Origin of the sequence: Streptomyces sp. A5-4, from assembly GCF_051131715.1 — a bacterium.
Classification (GTDB): Bacteria; Actinomycetota; Actinomycetes; order Streptomycetales; family Streptomycetaceae; genus Streptomyces.
In genome coordinates this window covers 2,324,094-2,338,381 of sequence record NZ_CP178591.1, presented here as the reverse complement: position 1 = coordinate 2,338,381, position 14,288 = coordinate 2,324,094, and the positions used below count along the sequence as shown (strand labels likewise).

Genomic DNA, 14,288 nt, shown 5'->3' with positions numbered 1-14,288 from the left:
ATGTCGATCGATGTCAACAACGAGTCCGGAACCGAGGTCGACGAGCGGGCGATCCTCGACATCGCCCGCTACGCGCTCACCCGGATGCGTATCCACCCGCTCTCCGAGCTCTCGGTGATCGTCGTGGACACCGCCGCCATGGAGCAGTTGCACATCCAGTGGATGGACCTGCCGGGCCCGACCGACGTCATGTCCTTCCCGATGGACGAGCTGCGTCCGCCGGTCAAGGACGACGAGGAGCCCCCGCAGGGCCTGCTCGGTGACATCGTTCTCTGCCCGGAGGTCGCCAAGTCCCAGGGTGAGGAAGCCGAGACGCAGCACTCCATGGACGAGGAGCTTCAGCTCCTGACGGTCCATGGAGTGCTGCACCTCCTCGGCTACGACCACGAGGAGCCGGACGAGAAGGCCGAGATGTTCGGCCTCCAGGCCGCGATCGTCGACGGCTGGCGCTCGGACCAGGGCATGGCCGGCCCGTCGCCCGCGCCGACCGTTTCATGACCGCTCAACTGATCACCGGCGCGGTCCTGCTGGTCGTTGTCGCGTGGCTCGCCGCCTGCGCGGAGGCGGGCATCGCCCGCGTCTCCACGTTCCGGGCCGACGAGGCCGCCCGGACGGGCCGGCGCGGCAGCGCCAAGCTGGCCCAGGTCGCCGCCGACCCGGTCCGCTATCTCAACGTCGCGCTGCTGGTGCGGGTCGCCTGCGAAATGGCCGCCGGCGTCCTCGTCACGTATGTCTGCCTGCGTGAGTTCGACGAGACGTGGGAGGCACTGACCATCGCCATCGCGGTGATGGTCCTCGTCAGCTACGTCGCCGTCGGGGTGTCACCGCGCACCATCGGCCGCCAGCACCCGCTGAACACGGCGACCGCCTCGGCGTACGTCCTGCTGCCGCTCGCCCGGATCATGGGCCCGATCCCGCAACTGCTGATCCTCATCGGCAACGCGCTGACGCCCGGCAAGGGCTTCCGCAAGGGCCCCTTCGCCAGCGAGGCCGAGCTGCGCGCGATGGTCGACCTGGCCGAGCAGGAGTCCCTGATCGAGGACGACGAGCGCCGCATGGTGCATTCGGTCTTCGAGCTCGGCGACACACTCGTACGCGAGGTCATGGTCCCCAGGACCGACCTGATCTCCATCGAGCGCTACAAGACGATCCGCCAGACCCTCACCCTCGCCCTGCGCTCCGGCTTCTCCCGCATCCCGGTGACCGGTGAGAACGAGGACGACATCGTCGGCATCGTCTATCTCAAGGACCTGGTCAGGAAGACGCACATCAACCGCGACTCCGAGTCCGACCTGGTCTCCACCGCGATGCGCTCCGCCGTCTTCGTCCCCGACACGAAGAACGCCGGGGACCTGCTGCGCGAGATGCAGCAGGAGCGCAATCACGTCGCCGTCGTCATCGACGAGTACGGCGGCACGGCCGGCATCGTCACCATCGAGGACATCCTGGAAGAGATCGTCGGCGAGATCACCGACGAGTACGACCGTGAGCTGCCGCCCGTCGACGACCTGGGCGACGGCTGCTACCGCGTCACCGCCCGCCTCGACATCGGTGACCTCGGCGAGCTCTACGGCCTCGACGAACTCGACGACGAGGACGTGGAGACCGTCGGCGGACTCCTGGCGAAGTCCCTCGGCCGCGTCCCCATCGCGGGCGCGACCGCCGTCGTGGACCTGCCGGACGGCCGCGCGCTGCGGCTCACCGCCGAGTCCCCGGCGGGCCGCCGCAACAAGATCGTCACGGTGCTCGTCGAGCCGACCGAAGAGAAAGCGACGAAATGACTCCGCAGGAGCTGAGGGCGTTCTGCCTGGAATTCAACGCGGCAGTGGAGGAGTTCCCGTTCGGCCCCGAGACCTCGGTTTTCAAGGTCCTCGGCAAGCTCTTCGCCCTCAGCTCCCTGGACGGCGAGCCCCTGAAGGTCAACCTCAAGTGCGAGCCGGAGATCGCGGCCCGGCTGCGCGAGGAGCACCCGGCGATCGCCCCCGGCTGGCACATGAACAAGCGCCACTGGAACACGGTCACCGTCGGCGGCCTCCCGGACCGGACGGTCCGGGAACTGATCGAGGACTCGTACGACCTGGTGGTGGCCGGTCTGCCCAAGGCGGAGCGCCTCAGGCTCGACCGGCCCTGAACCACCTGTCTCAGCGCCGCGGCCCCGACTTCCCGGTGCGCCGGGTGATCAGCCCTGCCGCGACCAGAGCCGCCGCGGCCAGCAGGATCGCGGCGTCCACGGCCAGGACCGTCCGTACGCCGTCGAAGAGTTCACCCTGCGTCGTGGCGAGCACGCCCAGCAGCGGAATGCCGATGGTCAGGCCGACCTGCTGAGTGGTGGTGACCAGGCCGGTGGCCAGGCCCTGCTCCTCGTTCGGTACACCGGAGGTGACGGTCACGCCGTACGAGATGATCGCGCCCAGGTGGCACATGCTCGCGAGCGACACCCCCACGGTCGCCAGCAATACGCCCGAGGTCTCGCCGAGCGCGAGCAGCGTGGCGATGAACAGGCCCTGGCCGAGCAGGGAAGCGGCCAGCGTGCGCGGAGCGCCGAGGCGGCCGATCACCTTGGGCGCGTACATGCCGGCGATCACCGACATCACGCCCTGCACACCGAAGACCAGGCCGGTCTCGAAGGCGGTGAGGCCCAGCACCTCCTGGAGGTAGAGGGTCAGTACGAAGACGACGGTGCTCATCATCGAGAAGGTGACGAGCCCGCCCAGGTTGCCCCAGGCCACCGTCCGCCTGCGCAGCATCGGCAGGGACACGAGAGGGGCGCCGGCGCGCGACTCCACGATGACGAAGACCACCAGGAGTACGACGCCGGCGGCCAGGGTGACCAGCACATCGGCGCCGCCGAAGCCGCGCTCGGCGGCCGTCGACAGGGCGTAGATCAGGGCGAGCAGGCCTCCGGTGACGGTCGCCGCGCCCGGTATGTCCAGGCGGGGCCGGTCCGTTGTGCGGGACTCGGCGATCAGCCCCGGCGCCAGGACGAGCACGATCAGCGCGAAGACGGTCAGCAGTCCCATGGTGGAACGCCAGCCCAGGGTGTCGGTCATCACCCCGCCCAGTACCATGCCGATGGTGAAGCCCAGCGAGATCAGCGTGCCGCTGATGCCCAGCGCCCGGTCGCGCTGCGGACCTTCGGGGAATGTCGTGGTCAGCAGGGACATGCCCGTCGGCACCACGGCGGCGGCGCCGAGCCCCTGGAGCGCGCGGCCGGCCAGGAACGAGGCGGGGCTCCAGGCGAAGGTCGCGAGGACCGAGGCGGCGCCGAAGACGGCCAGGCCGGTCAGGAAGAGCCTGCGCCGCCCGTACAGGTCGGCGATCCGGCCGAAGAGCAGCAGGAAGCCGCCGGAGGGCAGGGCGAACGCGGTGACCGCCCACTGGAGGTCGGTCCGGCTCATGCCCAGGTCCTTGCCGAGGGCGGGCAGCGCCACATTGAGCACGGAGAAGTCCAGAGCCACCATGAACTGGGCGGCGCACAGCACGAACAGGACAAGCCTGGCCCGGCCGGTCAGCCGTGCGGGGGTCGTATCGAGAGAGGGGACGGAGGTGTCGATTGCCATGGTCCACACCATCGGCCCGCCGGAATAGCCGTGGGGAGCGGGAACTTATCCTGTTGGCCGCACCACCAGGCAGGCCGAACAGGGGGAGCACATGGCCAGTCCGACAGAGAAGAGCACACCGAACACCACCATCGCATCGGGTGACTTCAAGGCGCACCGGCTCAGTGAGCTACGTGAATTCCTGATGAGCCGCCGCGCCCGGGTCACCCCCACCGAGGCGGGCCTGCCCGACGGCGGAGCCCGCCGCCGCACGCCGGGACTGCGCCGCGAGGAGGTCGCGGTCCTCGCCGGGGTCGGCGTCTCCTGGTACCAGTGGCTGGAGCAGGGCCGGGACATCACGGTCTCCCCGCAGGTCCTGGACTCGGTGGCGCGCGTGCTCAAACTGAGCAGCATCGAGCGCCGTCATCTGTACGTACTCGCCGGGCTCAACCCGCCCGCGCCCGAGACCGACCCGGTGAACGCCGACATGTGCGTCGGGTTGCAGCGGCTGATCGACACCTGGATGCCGTTCCCGGCGCACATCATGGATGTGTACTGGAACACGATCATGTACAACGGCGCGGCGGCGTTGGTGCTCGGGATGCGCCCCGACAGCGTCCAGAACTGCCTGATCGCCTTCTTCACCGACCCCGTCTACCGCTCCCGTGCCCAGAGTTGGGGCCAGAACGCCGCCGTTGTCGTCGCTCAGTACCGGGCGGCGTGCTCGGACAACCCCGGCGACGAGGGGTTCCGTGAGGTGGTCGCGGAGCTGAGGGCGGAGAGCACGGAATTCGCCGAGCTGTGGGAGCGCCGTGACATCCAGCCGGGCGGCCAGGTGCGCAAGGAGTTCGCGCACCCCCTCGTCGGCACCCTGTGCGTGGAGTCCACCCAGCTGCGCATCCCGGCCCGCCCGGACCTGACGATCGTCCTGCACACCCCGCTCCCGGAGGCGGACACGGCGGCCAAACTGGAGTGGCTGTCGTCGCCGGAGGGGCGGCGCGGCTCGATGTACCCGGTCGCGGGCTGAGCGCCCGCGCTCCTTATGCTCGGGTCATGACGACGCAGAACACGGAGCTCGGCCCCGAGGACCGCAAGATCATCACGCTGGCGCGCAGTGCCCGCACCCGCAACGGGGTGGCGGAGGGCGCGGCCGTGCGTGACGAGACCGGGCGGACGTACGTCGCCGGGACAGTGGAGCTGGACTCGCTGAAGCTCAGTGCGCTGCGGACCGCCGTAGCGATGGCCGTCGCCAGTGGCGCGAAGTCGCTGGAGGCCGCAGCCGTGGTCACCGAGGCGCAGAGCGCGTCCGACGAGGACCGCGCGGCGGTACGCGACCTGGGCGGGCCAGCGGCGCCGGTGCTGGTGGCCGGTCCGGACGGGGCGCTGCGGGCAACGGTTACCGCGGGCTGAACGGGCCCGCTGCGGGCAATGGTCGCCGCGGGCTGAACGGCCCCCGCGACTTGGACGGCGTCACCCCAATTCAACTCGTCCGAAAACCGACCTCGTCCACCTCGGTGCCGAGATCCTCTGCGGCCCGCGAGCTGCCTTCCGGCGGGCTGCGGAAGATCCCCGCCGCGCCGCCGCCCGCCCGGCGGGTGCGCCGGGAGCCCCTGGAGGGGTGCGCCCCGGCGCGCATGGGGCGAGGTCAGGCTCCCGACGGGCGCCAGAACCGACGGGAGGCGTGAGTTCGCCGCCGTGTCCTTCGCCGCCCCGCTCAGGCCGCTCGCCGTCGTCCCGGCGCCGGGACGCGACGGGAGGCGCCGGGGGCTCGCGGGTCGCCGTGCGCGCCGTGCTTCTCGGGCCTCTGGTCAGCGCGGCGCGGGCGATCGGGGAGAATGGGCCGCATGAGCGCTAGCACCCACGCATCCGAAGCCCCCCACAGAGCCGGCTTCGCCTGCTTCGTCGGTCGCCCCAACGCGGGCAAGTCCACCCTGACGAACGCTCTGGTCGGCCAGAAGGTGGCCATCACCTCCAGCCGTCCGCAGACCACCCGCCACACCGTGCGCGGCATCGTGCACCGGCCCGAGGCGCAGCTGATCCTGGTCGACACCCCCGGGCTGCACAAGCCGCGCACCCTGCTGGGCGAGCGGCTCAACGACGTCGTACGCACCACCTGGGCCCAGGTCGACGTGATCGGCTTCTGCCTGCCCGCCGACCAGAAGCTTGGCCCCGGCGACAAGTTCATCGTCAAGGAACTCGCCGGGATCAAGAAGACCCCGAAGATCGCGATCGTCACCAAGACGGACCTGGTCGACTCCCGACAGCTCGCGGAGCAGCTCATCGCCCTCGACCAGCTCTCCAAGGAGCTCGGCTTCGAGTGGCAGGAGATCGTTCCGGTCTCGGCCGTCGGCGACGAGCAGGTCGGCCTGCTCGCCGATCTGCTGATCCCGCTGCTGCCCGAGAGCCCGCCGCTGTACCCGGAGGGCGACCTCACGGACGAGCCCGAGATGGTCATGATCGCGGAGCTGATCCGTGAGGCGGCGCTGGAAGGTGTGCGCGACGAGCTGCCGCACTCCATCGCGGTGGTCGTCGAGGAGATGCTGCCCCGCGAGGGGCGGCCCGCGGACCGGCCGCTGCTGGACATCCACGCGAATGTGTTCATCGAGCGCCCGAGCCAGAAGGGCATCATCATCGGCCCGAAGGGCCAGCGCCTGAAGGACGTCGGGACGAAGTCCCGCAAGCACATCGAGGCGCTGCTGGGTACGCCGGTCTTCCTCGACCTGCACGTCAAGGTCGCGAAGGACTGGCAGCGCGACCCCAAGCAGCTGCGGAAGCTCGGCTTCTAGGCCTCAGCGGTCGAGGGCGTGACCGTGCCAACGGGTACGGTCACGCGATGTACCTCGATCAGTACGTCTACTTCGCTCTGTACAGCAAGGAGACGACCGCGGACGCGATGACCGCCCGGCTCGGCCTCACCCCCGACGGGACCTCGGTCCGCGGCAGCAAGTTCCCGGAACACGATGTGCCCAGGCACCACAGGTGGGTCGTCGAGTGCCGGGACCCCGACCTCCCTGTCGACGAGCAGATGGAGCGGGTCCTCGGCAGGCTGCTGATCTACCGGGACGAGATCGCCGCCCTCGCCGCCCAACTCGCCAAGGAAGAGGGCGAGGACGGCGGAGCGGTCCTTCAAGTCGTGCGCGAGTACCGCAACTCGGCCACCGAGGTCGCGACGCACGGCTGGCTGGTCTCCACCGAGATGCTGCGTTTCCTCGTCGACACCGGGGCCGACCTGGCCGTGGACGAGTACGACTTCACCGGACCCGAGGGCGAGGCAGGGGTCTGAAGCCCGTCCGGGGCCGTCTGCCGGCTACCGCGACCGCCCGCGGGCCCTACGCGACCGCCGCCTCCATCGCCGTCCCGATGTGCCGGAAGCCGGCCCGCGAGTAGATCCGCGCCACCGCTTCGTCCGTCGCCGTCAGGAAGATCGTGTCGATGCCGCGCGATCGCGCGTCGGAGGTCAGCGCGGCCGTGACCGAGACGGCCAGCCCCCGGCGCCGGGCGGTGGGCAGCGTCCCGATGCCGACGATCTCGGTGACCGTACCGACCGGGATGTACTGGCCCGAGCACAGCACCACACCACCGTCGACGGCCGCGGCCACCACGGACTGCCCGGCCCTGATCCGGCCGGCGACCCGCTCCACCGAACCGTCGCCCCGTTGGGAAGCGATCATCGCGGACAGCTCGTCGGCGCCCGCGGCCCCCACCGCCGTGCCGAGGTCGGCGAACGCCAGGTGCGGGACGGCGAGCGCGCCGGGCAGGGCCGGGTCGTCGGCCCGCAGCAGGCGCACCAGCGGATGCGGCGCCCGGGCCGCGCCCCGGTCGTCCAGGAGCATCAGCGGGCGCTCCTGCACCGCGAGCCCGCTCTCCTCCAGGGCCGGGCGCAGCGCCGGTGCCGTCTCCGGCATCCACTCGAACGTCTCGGGCACCCCGAGCTCCCGCTGCCGCGCCCTGACCCGGTCCACCGCCCCGGCGGTCACCGGGGCGCCGGTCCAGCCCGGCGTGGGCCGGGCGTAGTAGGGAAAGCCCGCGCCGTCCGGGTCGCGCACGAACAGGGTCAGCGGACCGAAGTCCTCGGCGCGGGCGGCGGAGCGCGGTACGGCGTCGTAATAGCGTTCGAACTCGGCGAGCGCGGCAGCATCGGAAGCGTCGGTCGTCACAAGGGTCATGACGCGCATCAGATCACTGCGAAGCCCGGCTACGCGCCTTCTTTTAGGACCCACGAGATGAGCCGGCGCTGCGCCTCGCTCAGCTGTGGATCCGCGCAGTGCACGGTCTTCCCGTCGATGGTGATCCGATAGCTGAATCCGTCCGGCACCCCGATGGGCGGCGTGCTCCGGCCGGAGGCCACCGCCTCGTCGGCCAGGGCGTGCCACTCGGCGGCGTTGGGCCGTCCCGAGGTGTCCACCTCGGCATGGCGCTCGATGCCGGCGAATCCTCCCGTGCGCCTCACTTGAATACGCATGGGTCCTGTCTAGTACGGATACGGCTCAGCCGGTAGGCACCCCGACCTGGGACCACGCCTTCAGCAGCGCCCCGTGCTCCTCGCCGTCGCCGAAACGCGCGTGCGCGGCGGCCACGGAGACCCGGGCGAAGTCGGCGAAGCTCGCGTCGACCTGGAGCTCCCCGCCGGTGATCGTGTCGTACCAGATCCGCCCCGCCCGTTCCCACGCCTTGCCGCCGAGGGCCATGGCGAGCAGGTAGAAGGCATGGTTGGGGATGCCGGAGTTGATGTGGACGCCGCCGTTGTCCCGGCCGGTACGGACGTACTCCTCCATCGTCGCCGGCTGCGGGTCCGTGCCGAGCACGTCGTCGTCGTACGCCGTGCCGGGGGCCTTCATGGAGCGCAGGGCCACTCCGGTGACGCGTTCGGCCAGCAGGCCCGCGCCGATCAGCCAGTCGGCCTGGTCAGCGGTCTGGTCGTTGACGTACTGCTTGACCAGGGAGCCGAAGACGTCCGAGACGGACTCGTTGAGTGCGCCCGGCTGACCGAAGTACGTGAAGTTCGCCGTGTACTGGGTCAAGCCGTGGGCCAGCTCGTGGGCGATGACGTCAACTGGGAGGGTGAAATCGAGGAAGATCTCGCCGTCGCCGTCGCCGAAGACCATCTGGGTGCCGTCCCAGAAGGCGTTCCCGTACTTCTCGTCGAAGTGGACGGTCCCGATGAGCGGCAGCCCGCTGCCGTCGATCGAATCGCGCGCGAAGGCCTTGTTCAGCAGCTCGTAGGTGGCACCGAAGCCCGCGTACGCGCGGTTGACGGTCGCGTCCCTGCCGGGCTTGTCGCCCTCGCCGCGCACCTTGCGGCCGGGCAGGTCCCGCTTGTTCTTGGCGTCGTGGATGGTCCGCTGGGGCTTGCCCTCGGTGGCGCCCCGGGGCGCCACGACCGGCGGTGCGCCGATGACGGTGGTCAGCCGGCGGTGGGTGCGCTGGGCGGCGTCCGCTTCGAGGGTGCGACGGGCGGGGCCTGCGAGCGCGGGGTCCTCGGCCTGGGCCAGCTTGTCGAGGACGTGAGGCGGCACGATGGTGCAGAAGGTGGGATGAAAGACGTTCATGGCGGCAATGTGGCACCAGGTCATGGCGCTGTCACTAGTTGCCACCATGATTGGTGAAATCGAGTGAAGCGTCACTGTTCTACCCATACGGATGCTTGATATCGCATACTGATACGCACCCGCGCCTTCGGCGCCCCTGAGCTAGGCTGCGAGACATCATGCGTTACGGGCTGCTCCTCCTTAGCTGCCGCGGCGAGGGTCTGTAGTACAGGCCGACCCCCTCCCCGCGGAGTCTGGTGCTGCAGCGACACAGTCGGCCGTCCCACCGCTGGACACCGAGGAGCCCTACGCCATGAACAGCCCCGTCGGCCGCCCCACGCCGGTCACCAACGCCACGCACACCCAGCAGCCGTCCGGCATGCCCATCGGCAAGTACGGCCCGTACGAGGCCGTGGACATCGCCGACCGCAGCTGGCCCAACGCCCGCATCACCAAGGCGCCGCGCTGGCTCTCCACGGACCTGCGCGACGGCAACCAGGCACTGATCGACCCCATGTCGCCGGCCCGCAAGCGCGAGATGTTCGACCTGCTGGTGCGCATGGGCTACAAGGAGATCGAGGTCGGCTTCCCGTCCTCCGGCGAGACCGACTTCAACTTCGTACGCTCCATCATCGAAGAGGGCGCGATCCCCGACGACGTGACGATCTCCGTCCTCACCCAGGCCCGCGAAGAGCTGATCGAGCGCACCGTCGAGTCGCTGCGCGGCGCCCACCGGGCCACCGTCCACCTGTACAACGCGACCGCCCCGACCTTCCGCCGGGTCGTCTTCCGCGGCTCGAAGGAGCAGGTCAAGCAGATCGCCGTGGACGGCACCCGGCTGGTCGTGGAGTACGCCGAGAAGCTGCTGGGTCCGGAGACCGTGTTCGGCTACCAGTACAGCCCGGAGATCTTCACCGACACCGAGCTGGACTTCGCGCTGGAGGTCTGCGAGGGCGTCATGGACGTCTGGCAGCCGGAGGCCGGCCGGGAGATCATCCTGAACCTGCCCGCCACCGTGGAGCGCTCCACGCCGTCCACCCACGCCGACCGCTTCGAGTGGATGTCGCGCCGGCTGTCGCGCCGCGAGTTCATCGCGCTGTCGGTCCACCCGCACAACGACCGCGGCACCGCCGTCGCCGCCGCCGAGCTGGCGATCATGGCGGGCGCGGACCGCATCGAGGGCTGTCTGTTCGGGCAGGGCGAGCGCACCGGCAACGTCGACCTGGTCACCCTGGGCATGAACCTCTTCAGCCAGGGCGTCGACCCGCAGATCGACTTCTCACAGATCGACGACATCCGCCGCACCTCCGAGTACTGCAATCAGATGGAGGTCCACCCCCGTCACCCCTACGCGGGCGACCTGGTCTACACCGCCTTCTCCGGCTCCCACCAGGACGCCATCAAGAAGGGCTTCGACGCCATGGAGGCCGACGCGGCCGCCCAGCGCAAAACGGTGGACGAGATCGAGTGGGCGGTGCCGTACCTGCCCATCGACCCCAAGGACGTGGGCCGCTCCTACGAGGCGGTCATCCGGGTCAACTCGCAGTCCGGCAAGGGCGGCATCGCGTACGTCCTGAAGAACGACCACAAGCTGGACCTGCCGCGCCGCATGCAGATCGACTTCTCCCGGATCATCCAGGCGAAGACGGACGCGGAGGGCGGCGAGGTCACACCCAAGGCGATCTGGTCGGCCTTCCAGGACGAGTACCTGCCCAGCCCGGCGGACGCGGCGACCCGCTGGGGACGCATCCAGCTGCGCTCGGGCCAGACCACCACCGACACCGACGGCGTCGACACCCTGACGGTCGAGGCGGTCGTCGACGGCACGGACACCGTGCTGACCGGCACCGGCAATGGTCCGATCTCGGCCTTCTTCGACGCGCTGGCCGCAGTCGGTGTGGACGCCAGGCTGCTCGACTACCAGGAGCACACGATGAGCGAGGGAGCGAGCGCCCAGGCCGCCTCGTACATCGAGTGCGCGATCGACGGCCAGGTGCTGTGGGGCATCGGCATCGACGCCAACACCACGCGCGCGTCGCTGAAGGCGGTCGTCTCCGCGGTGAACAGGGCGGCCCGCTGAGGGATTTGTCGCTGGGCGAATTCATCTTGTGTTCGAGTCGCGACCGACTCGGCCGACGCCCTCTGACCTGAGGCTTTTCCGGCCCCGCGCACCCACGACGGTGTGCGGGGCCCGCTCGTGCGGTGACAGGGTGCTGACGCCGCATCACTGGTGTGGCTAACATCACGTCAATGCGGCAGTGTTGCCGGAGCGTTACGGAGGTGCGACGTGCTGCCAGCCCATGGCCGAAAACTGAGTATGTGGGGCGTTCGCACCGCTTGGACCACTGTCGGGGACGGTGAGTTCTTCTGTCCGGATTGCGGTGGTGACCGCAACTTCCGCCGCCGCACCGGCCGCCGCCGCTTCGCCGTGCTCGGCATCCCGCTGCTGCCGCGCGGCTACGTCGGCCCGGTCGTCGAATGCGCCGCCTGCCAGAACCACTTCGGCACCGACACCCTCGACCACCCCACCACCGTGCGCTTCTCCGCGATGCTCCGCGACGCCGTCCACACGGTCGCGCTCGCCGTCCTGGCGGCGGGCGGCACCGAGTCCCGTACGGTCCGCAGAACGGCCGTCACGGCCGTTCGCGCCGCCGGATACGAGGACTGCACCGAGGACCAGCTCACCACCCTCATCGAGGCCCTGGCCGCCGACACCGGGAGGCTCCCCGGCGCGTACGAGGGGGCGTCCGAGCCCTGCGGCGCCGCGCTCGCCATCGAGCTGCACGAAGCACTCGAACCGCTCGCCCCGCACCTCGCCCCGGCCGGCCGCGAGGCCATCCTGCTGCAGGGCGCGAGAATCGCCCTGGCCGACGGCCCCTACAGCCCGTCCGAACGCGAGGTGCTGACGATCGTCGGCGGCGCGCTGCTGATCTGTCCGGACGACACGGCCCGACTGCTCGCGGCGGCGCGCACGCCGTCCTGACGCGCCGGTTACTCCCTGGGGAGTAGCGAAGCTCCCCGGCCGCCTCCGGCCGTACCGCCCAACTCGCCCGTACGCGCGACGCGTCGCGCCCCTTCCGACGGGACTCTGGTGAAAGCCAGGAGTCCGACCAGGAGGGGAGGCCCGTGATGGGGCCTGCAACATCAGCGGTGCGACACCGACGAGCCGTGCCGTGGGCCGTGATCGCGCTGTGGGCCATCGTGCTCGCCGTCGCGCTGTCCTTCGCCGCCAGGCTCGGCGACGTACAGCGTGACGGAGTCGTCGACTACCTTCCGGCGAGCTCCGATTCGACCCAGGCGGAGCGGCTCAGGCAGGCCCTGCCCGGTGGCGGGACCACCGACCTGGTGCTCGTCTACCGGCGGGACGGCGGACTGATCGCCGCCGACCGCACGGCCGCCGACCGGCAGGTCGGCGAGATTGCGGCGCGCCACTGGCTCACCGCCCGGCCGGAGGCGCTCCCGTCGAAGGACGGCAGCACGCTGATGTACCCGCTCTCCACCTCGGAGCCCGGTCAGGACGAGGAGGCACAGCGTGCCTTCGTCGAGGACGTACGGGAAAAGACGGGCGACATCGGCGCGATGAGGGTGCAGGTCGGCGGGCCCGGGGCGCTCGGCGCCGACATGGGGGCCGTCTTCGAGTCCATCGACGCGACCCTGATGATCGCGACCGTCCTCGTCGTCGCCCTCCTGCTGATCATCACCTACCGCAGCCCGTTCCTGTGGCTGGTGCCGCTGCTGGTCGTCGGCGTCGCCGCCATCGCCACCAGGGCCGCGGTCTACGGCCTGGTCGAGGGCTTCGGCCTCACCGTCACCAGCCAGAGCGCGGGGATCATGACGGTCCTCGTCTTCGGCGCGGGCACCGACTACGCCCTGCTGATCGTCGCCCGCTACCGCGAGGAACTGCGCCGCGTCCCGCATCCCTACGACGCGATGCGTGCCGCCCTGCGCGGCTGCGGGCCCGCCGTGCTCGCCTCGTCGGGAACCGTCGCCGCCGGTCTCCTGTGCCTGCTCGCCGCCGACCTCAACAGCAGCCGGGGCCTGGGGCCGGTCGGTGCAATCGGGGTGGTGTGCGCGCTCGCGGCCATGATCACGCTGCTGCCCGCCGTCCTGGTCCTCCTGGGCCGCCGGATGTTTTGGCCGCTGATCCCCGCGTACGGCAGCGAACCGAAGCGGCGCCTCAACCTCTTCGCCGCCATGGGGAGTTCGGCCGGGCGCCGGCCCCTCGCCGTCCTCGCGACCGGCACGGTGCTGCTCGGAGCCCTCGCGCTGGGCGCCCTGAACCTGCCCGGCGCGCTCAAGGAGGAGGACAGCTTCACCAGGCCACCGGAGTCCGTCGCCGCCATGGCCACCCTCGCCGAGGCCTACCCCGACCGGAGCAGCCGGCCCATCAGCCTCCTGGCGCCGACCGGAGAGGCCGCACGGACACTCGCCGGGGCCCGTGCGACCGAGGGCGTCGCGGGCGCCGAGCGGGGCCGCGACGGCGGCGGCTGGACCGAGCTCTCCGTCTTCGCCGACGACGCCCCCGAGTCGCCGGGCGAGAGCGCCACCATCGGGCGGCTGCGGGCCGGACTCGACGGCGCCCACATCGGCGGGGCGAGCGCCCAGCGCATCGACCTGGCCGACACCACCGTCCGGGACAGGCTGCTGGTCGTCCCGCTCGTCCTGGCCGCCGTCCTGCTCATCCTGACCGTCCTGCTGCGCAGCCTCGTCGCCCCCCTGCTGCTCGTCGCCGCCGTGGTGGTCGTCTGGGGCGCCTCGATGGGCATCGGCGGCCTGGTCTTCGGTCCATTCCTCGGCTTCGACGGCCTCGACCCGGGGCTGCCGCTGCTGTCCTTCGTCTTCCTGGTGGCACTCGGCGTCGACTACGGGATCTTCCTGATGCACCGCATGCGCGAGGAGGCCGTGCGCGGAGCGGAGCCCGCCGAAGCCGCGCTCACGGCGCTGCGCACCACCGGCGGAGTCATCGCGTCGGCGGGCATCGTGCTCGCCGCGACCTTCGCGGTTCTCGCCTCGCTGCCGCTGGTGATGATGGTCGAGATGGGTGTGCTCGTCGCGGTCGGCGTCCTCCTTGACACCTTCCTCGTCCGGACCTATCTGGTGACCAGCGCGAGCGTGCTGCTCGGCCGCCGGGTGTGGTGGCCCGGCGGACTCGCGCGCCCCGCCCCCGAGGTGGCCGCCCCGGCGATGGCCGAAGAGCCGGTGCGTACCGGAGGATGAGCGC

At 70.7% G+C, this 14,288-nt stretch carries 14 protein-coding genes; 10 read left to right on the top strand and 4 right to left on the bottom strand.

All coding sequences use genetic code 11. From position 1 onward, the window contains the following. Genes ybeY through ACLLJJ_RS10760 form a run of 3 tightly spaced genes read left to right on the top strand, consistent with a single transcriptional unit; the run spans position 1 to position 2,131 of the window. Positions 1 to 498 carry an rRNA maturation RNase YbeY gene (gene ybeY, locus ACLLJJ_RS10770; RefSeq protein WP_434589332.1) on the top strand — a complete coding sequence of 166 codons (498 nt, stop codon included), beginning with the start codon at positions 1 to 3 and terminating at the stop codon, positions 496 to 498. Further along, positions 495 to 1,781 (top strand): hemolysin family protein, encoded by a 1,287-nt coding sequence (locus ACLLJJ_RS10765; RefSeq protein WP_434589330.1) that lies wholly within the window; start codon positions 495 to 497, stop codon positions 1,779 to 1,781. Before ybeY ends, ACLLJJ_RS10765 begins: the two co-directional genes overlap by 4 nt. After that, positions 1,778 to 2,131, top strand: a complete 354-nt coding sequence (locus ACLLJJ_RS10760) for an MmcQ/YjbR family DNA-binding protein (RefSeq protein ID WP_434589328.1) — start codon at positions 1,778 to 1,780, stop codon at positions 2,129 to 2,131. The genes ACLLJJ_RS10765 and ACLLJJ_RS10760 overlap by 4 nt, the downstream gene beginning before the upstream one ends. A 10-nt stretch (positions 2,132 to 2,141) precedes the next feature. Here the strand turns inward: ACLLJJ_RS10760 and ACLLJJ_RS10755 are convergent, their stop codons facing one another. After that, positions 2,142 to 3,560 (bottom strand): MFS transporter, encoded by a 1,419-nt coding sequence (locus tag ACLLJJ_RS10755; protein WP_434589326.1) that lies wholly within the window; start codon positions 3,558 to 3,560, stop codon positions 2,142 to 2,144. Positions 3,561 to 3,651: 91 nt separating this feature from the next. Between ACLLJJ_RS10755 and ACLLJJ_RS10750 the strand changes: the two genes are divergently transcribed. From ACLLJJ_RS10750 to ACLLJJ_RS10735, 4 genes are all read left to right on the top strand, one after another. After that, positions 3,652 to 4,566, top strand: coding sequence for a helix-turn-helix transcriptional regulator (locus ACLLJJ_RS10750; RefSeq protein ID WP_434589324.1), 915 nt, complete (start codon positions 3,652 to 3,654; stop codon positions 4,564 to 4,566). A gap of 26 nt (positions 4,567 to 4,592) precedes the next feature. Then, positions 4,593 to 4,949, top strand: a complete 357-nt coding sequence (locus ACLLJJ_RS10745) for a cytidine deaminase (protein WP_434589322.1) — start codon at positions 4,593 to 4,595, stop codon at positions 4,947 to 4,949. A 425-nt stretch (positions 4,950 to 5,374) separates the two neighbouring features. Next, positions 5,375 to 6,325: a GTPase Era gene (gene era, locus ACLLJJ_RS10740; protein ID WP_434589320.1), complete on the top strand. Its 951-nt coding sequence runs from the start codon at positions 5,375 to 5,377 to the stop codon at positions 6,323 to 6,325. 47 nt (positions 6,326 to 6,372) lie between these two features. Beyond that, a complete protein-coding gene (locus ACLLJJ_RS10735; protein ID WP_434589318.1) occupies positions 6,373 to 6,822 on the top strand; it encodes a DUF4279 domain-containing protein in 450 nt (149 codons plus the stop codon). Between the two features lie 46 nt (positions 6,823 to 6,868). Here the strand turns inward: ACLLJJ_RS10735 and ACLLJJ_RS10730 are convergent, their stop codons facing one another. Genes ACLLJJ_RS10730 through ACLLJJ_RS10720 form a run of 3 tightly spaced genes read right to left on the bottom strand, consistent with a single transcriptional unit; the run spans position 6,869 to position 9,088 of the window. Beyond that, the gene (locus tag ACLLJJ_RS10730; RefSeq protein ID WP_434589316.1) at positions 6,869 to 7,705 is read right to left on the bottom strand and encodes a GNAT family N-acetyltransferase; all 837 of its coding nucleotides are present in this window, start codon (positions 7,703 to 7,705) and stop codon (positions 6,869 to 6,871) included. A gap of 29 nt (positions 7,706 to 7,734) precedes the next feature. Next, entirely contained in the window at positions 7,735 to 8,001 is a 267-nt protein-coding gene (locus ACLLJJ_RS10725) for a protealysin inhibitor emfourin (protein ID WP_434589314.1), read from the bottom strand. Between the two features lie 25 nt (positions 8,002 to 8,026). Continuing rightward, a complete protein-coding gene (locus ACLLJJ_RS10720; protein ID WP_434589312.1) occupies positions 8,027 to 9,088 on the bottom strand; it encodes a M4 family metallopeptidase in 1,062 nt (353 codons plus the stop codon). A 292-nt stretch (positions 9,089 to 9,380) separates the two neighbouring features. Here ACLLJJ_RS10720 and leuA point away from each other — a divergent pair, with 292 nt between their 5' ends. The 3 genes from leuA (at position 9,381) to ACLLJJ_RS10705 (ending at position 14,284) form a co-directional block, all read left to right on the top strand. Next, on the top strand, positions 9,381 to 11,147 hold the full coding sequence (gene leuA, locus ACLLJJ_RS10715; protein ID WP_434589310.1) for a 2-isopropylmalate synthase: 1,767 nt from the start codon (positions 9,381 to 9,383) through the stop codon (positions 11,145 to 11,147). 237 nt (positions 11,148 to 11,384) lie between these two features. Further along, positions 11,385 to 12,050, top strand: a complete 666-nt coding sequence (locus ACLLJJ_RS10710; RefSeq protein WP_434600372.1) for a TerB family tellurite resistance protein — start codon at positions 11,385 to 11,387, stop codon at positions 12,048 to 12,050. Positions 12,051 to 12,196: 146 nt separating this feature from the next. Next, entirely contained in the window at positions 12,197 to 14,284 is a 2,088-nt protein-coding gene (locus tag ACLLJJ_RS10705) for an MMPL family transporter (RefSeq protein ID WP_434589308.1), read from the top strand. The last annotated feature ends 4 nt before the right edge of the window (positions 14,285 to 14,288 follow it).

Bases quoted from the DNA above. Each gene is read 5' to 3' on its own strand.
- ACLLJJ_RS10765 (WP_434589330.1), top strand. From the start codon at position 495: ATGACCGCTCAACTGATCACCGGCGCGGTCCTGCTGGTCGTTGTCGCG.
- ACLLJJ_RS10720 (WP_434589312.1), bottom strand. From the start codon at position 9,088: ATGAACGTCTTTCATCCCACCTTCTGCACCATCGTGCCGCCTCACGTC.
- era (WP_434589320.1), top strand. From the start codon at position 5,375: ATGGGCCGCATGAGCGCTAGCACCCACGCATCCGAAGCCCCCCACAGA.
- ACLLJJ_RS10745 (WP_434589322.1), top strand. From the start codon at position 4,593: ATGACGACGCAGAACACGGAGCTCGGCCCCGAGGACCGCAAGATCATC.
- ACLLJJ_RS10710 (WP_434600372.1), top strand. From the start codon at position 11,385: ATGTGGGGCGTTCGCACCGCTTGGACCACTGTCGGGGACGGTGAGTTC.
- ACLLJJ_RS10735 (WP_434589318.1), top strand. From the start codon at position 6,373: ATGTACCTCGATCAGTACGTCTACTTCGCTCTGTACAGCAAGGAGACG.
- ybeY (WP_434589332.1), top strand. From the start codon at position 1: ATGTCGATCGATGTCAACAACGAGTCCGGAACCGAGGTCGACGAGCGG.
- leuA (WP_434589310.1), top strand. From the start codon at position 9,381: ATGAACAGCCCCGTCGGCCGCCCCACGCCGGTCACCAACGCCACGCAC.
- ACLLJJ_RS10730 (WP_434589316.1), bottom strand. From the start codon at position 7,705: ATGACCCTTGTGACGACCGACGCTTCCGATGCTGCCGCGCTCGCCGAG.
- ACLLJJ_RS10725 (WP_434589314.1), bottom strand. From the start codon at position 8,001: ATGCGTATTCAAGTGAGGCGCACGGGAGGATTCGCCGGCATCGAGCGC.
- ACLLJJ_RS10705 (WP_434589308.1), top strand. From the start codon at position 12,197: ATGGGGCCTGCAACATCAGCGGTGCGACACCGACGAGCCGTGCCGTGG.
- ACLLJJ_RS10750 (WP_434589324.1), top strand. From the start codon at position 3,652: ATGGCCAGTCCGACAGAGAAGAGCACACCGAACACCACCATCGCATCG.
- ACLLJJ_RS10755 (WP_434589326.1), bottom strand. From the start codon at position 3,560: ATGGCAATCGACACCTCCGTCCCCTCTCTCGATACGACCCCCGCACGG.
- ACLLJJ_RS10760 (WP_434589328.1), top strand. From the start codon at position 1,778: ATGACTCCGCAGGAGCTGAGGGCGTTCTGCCTGGAATTCAACGCGGCA.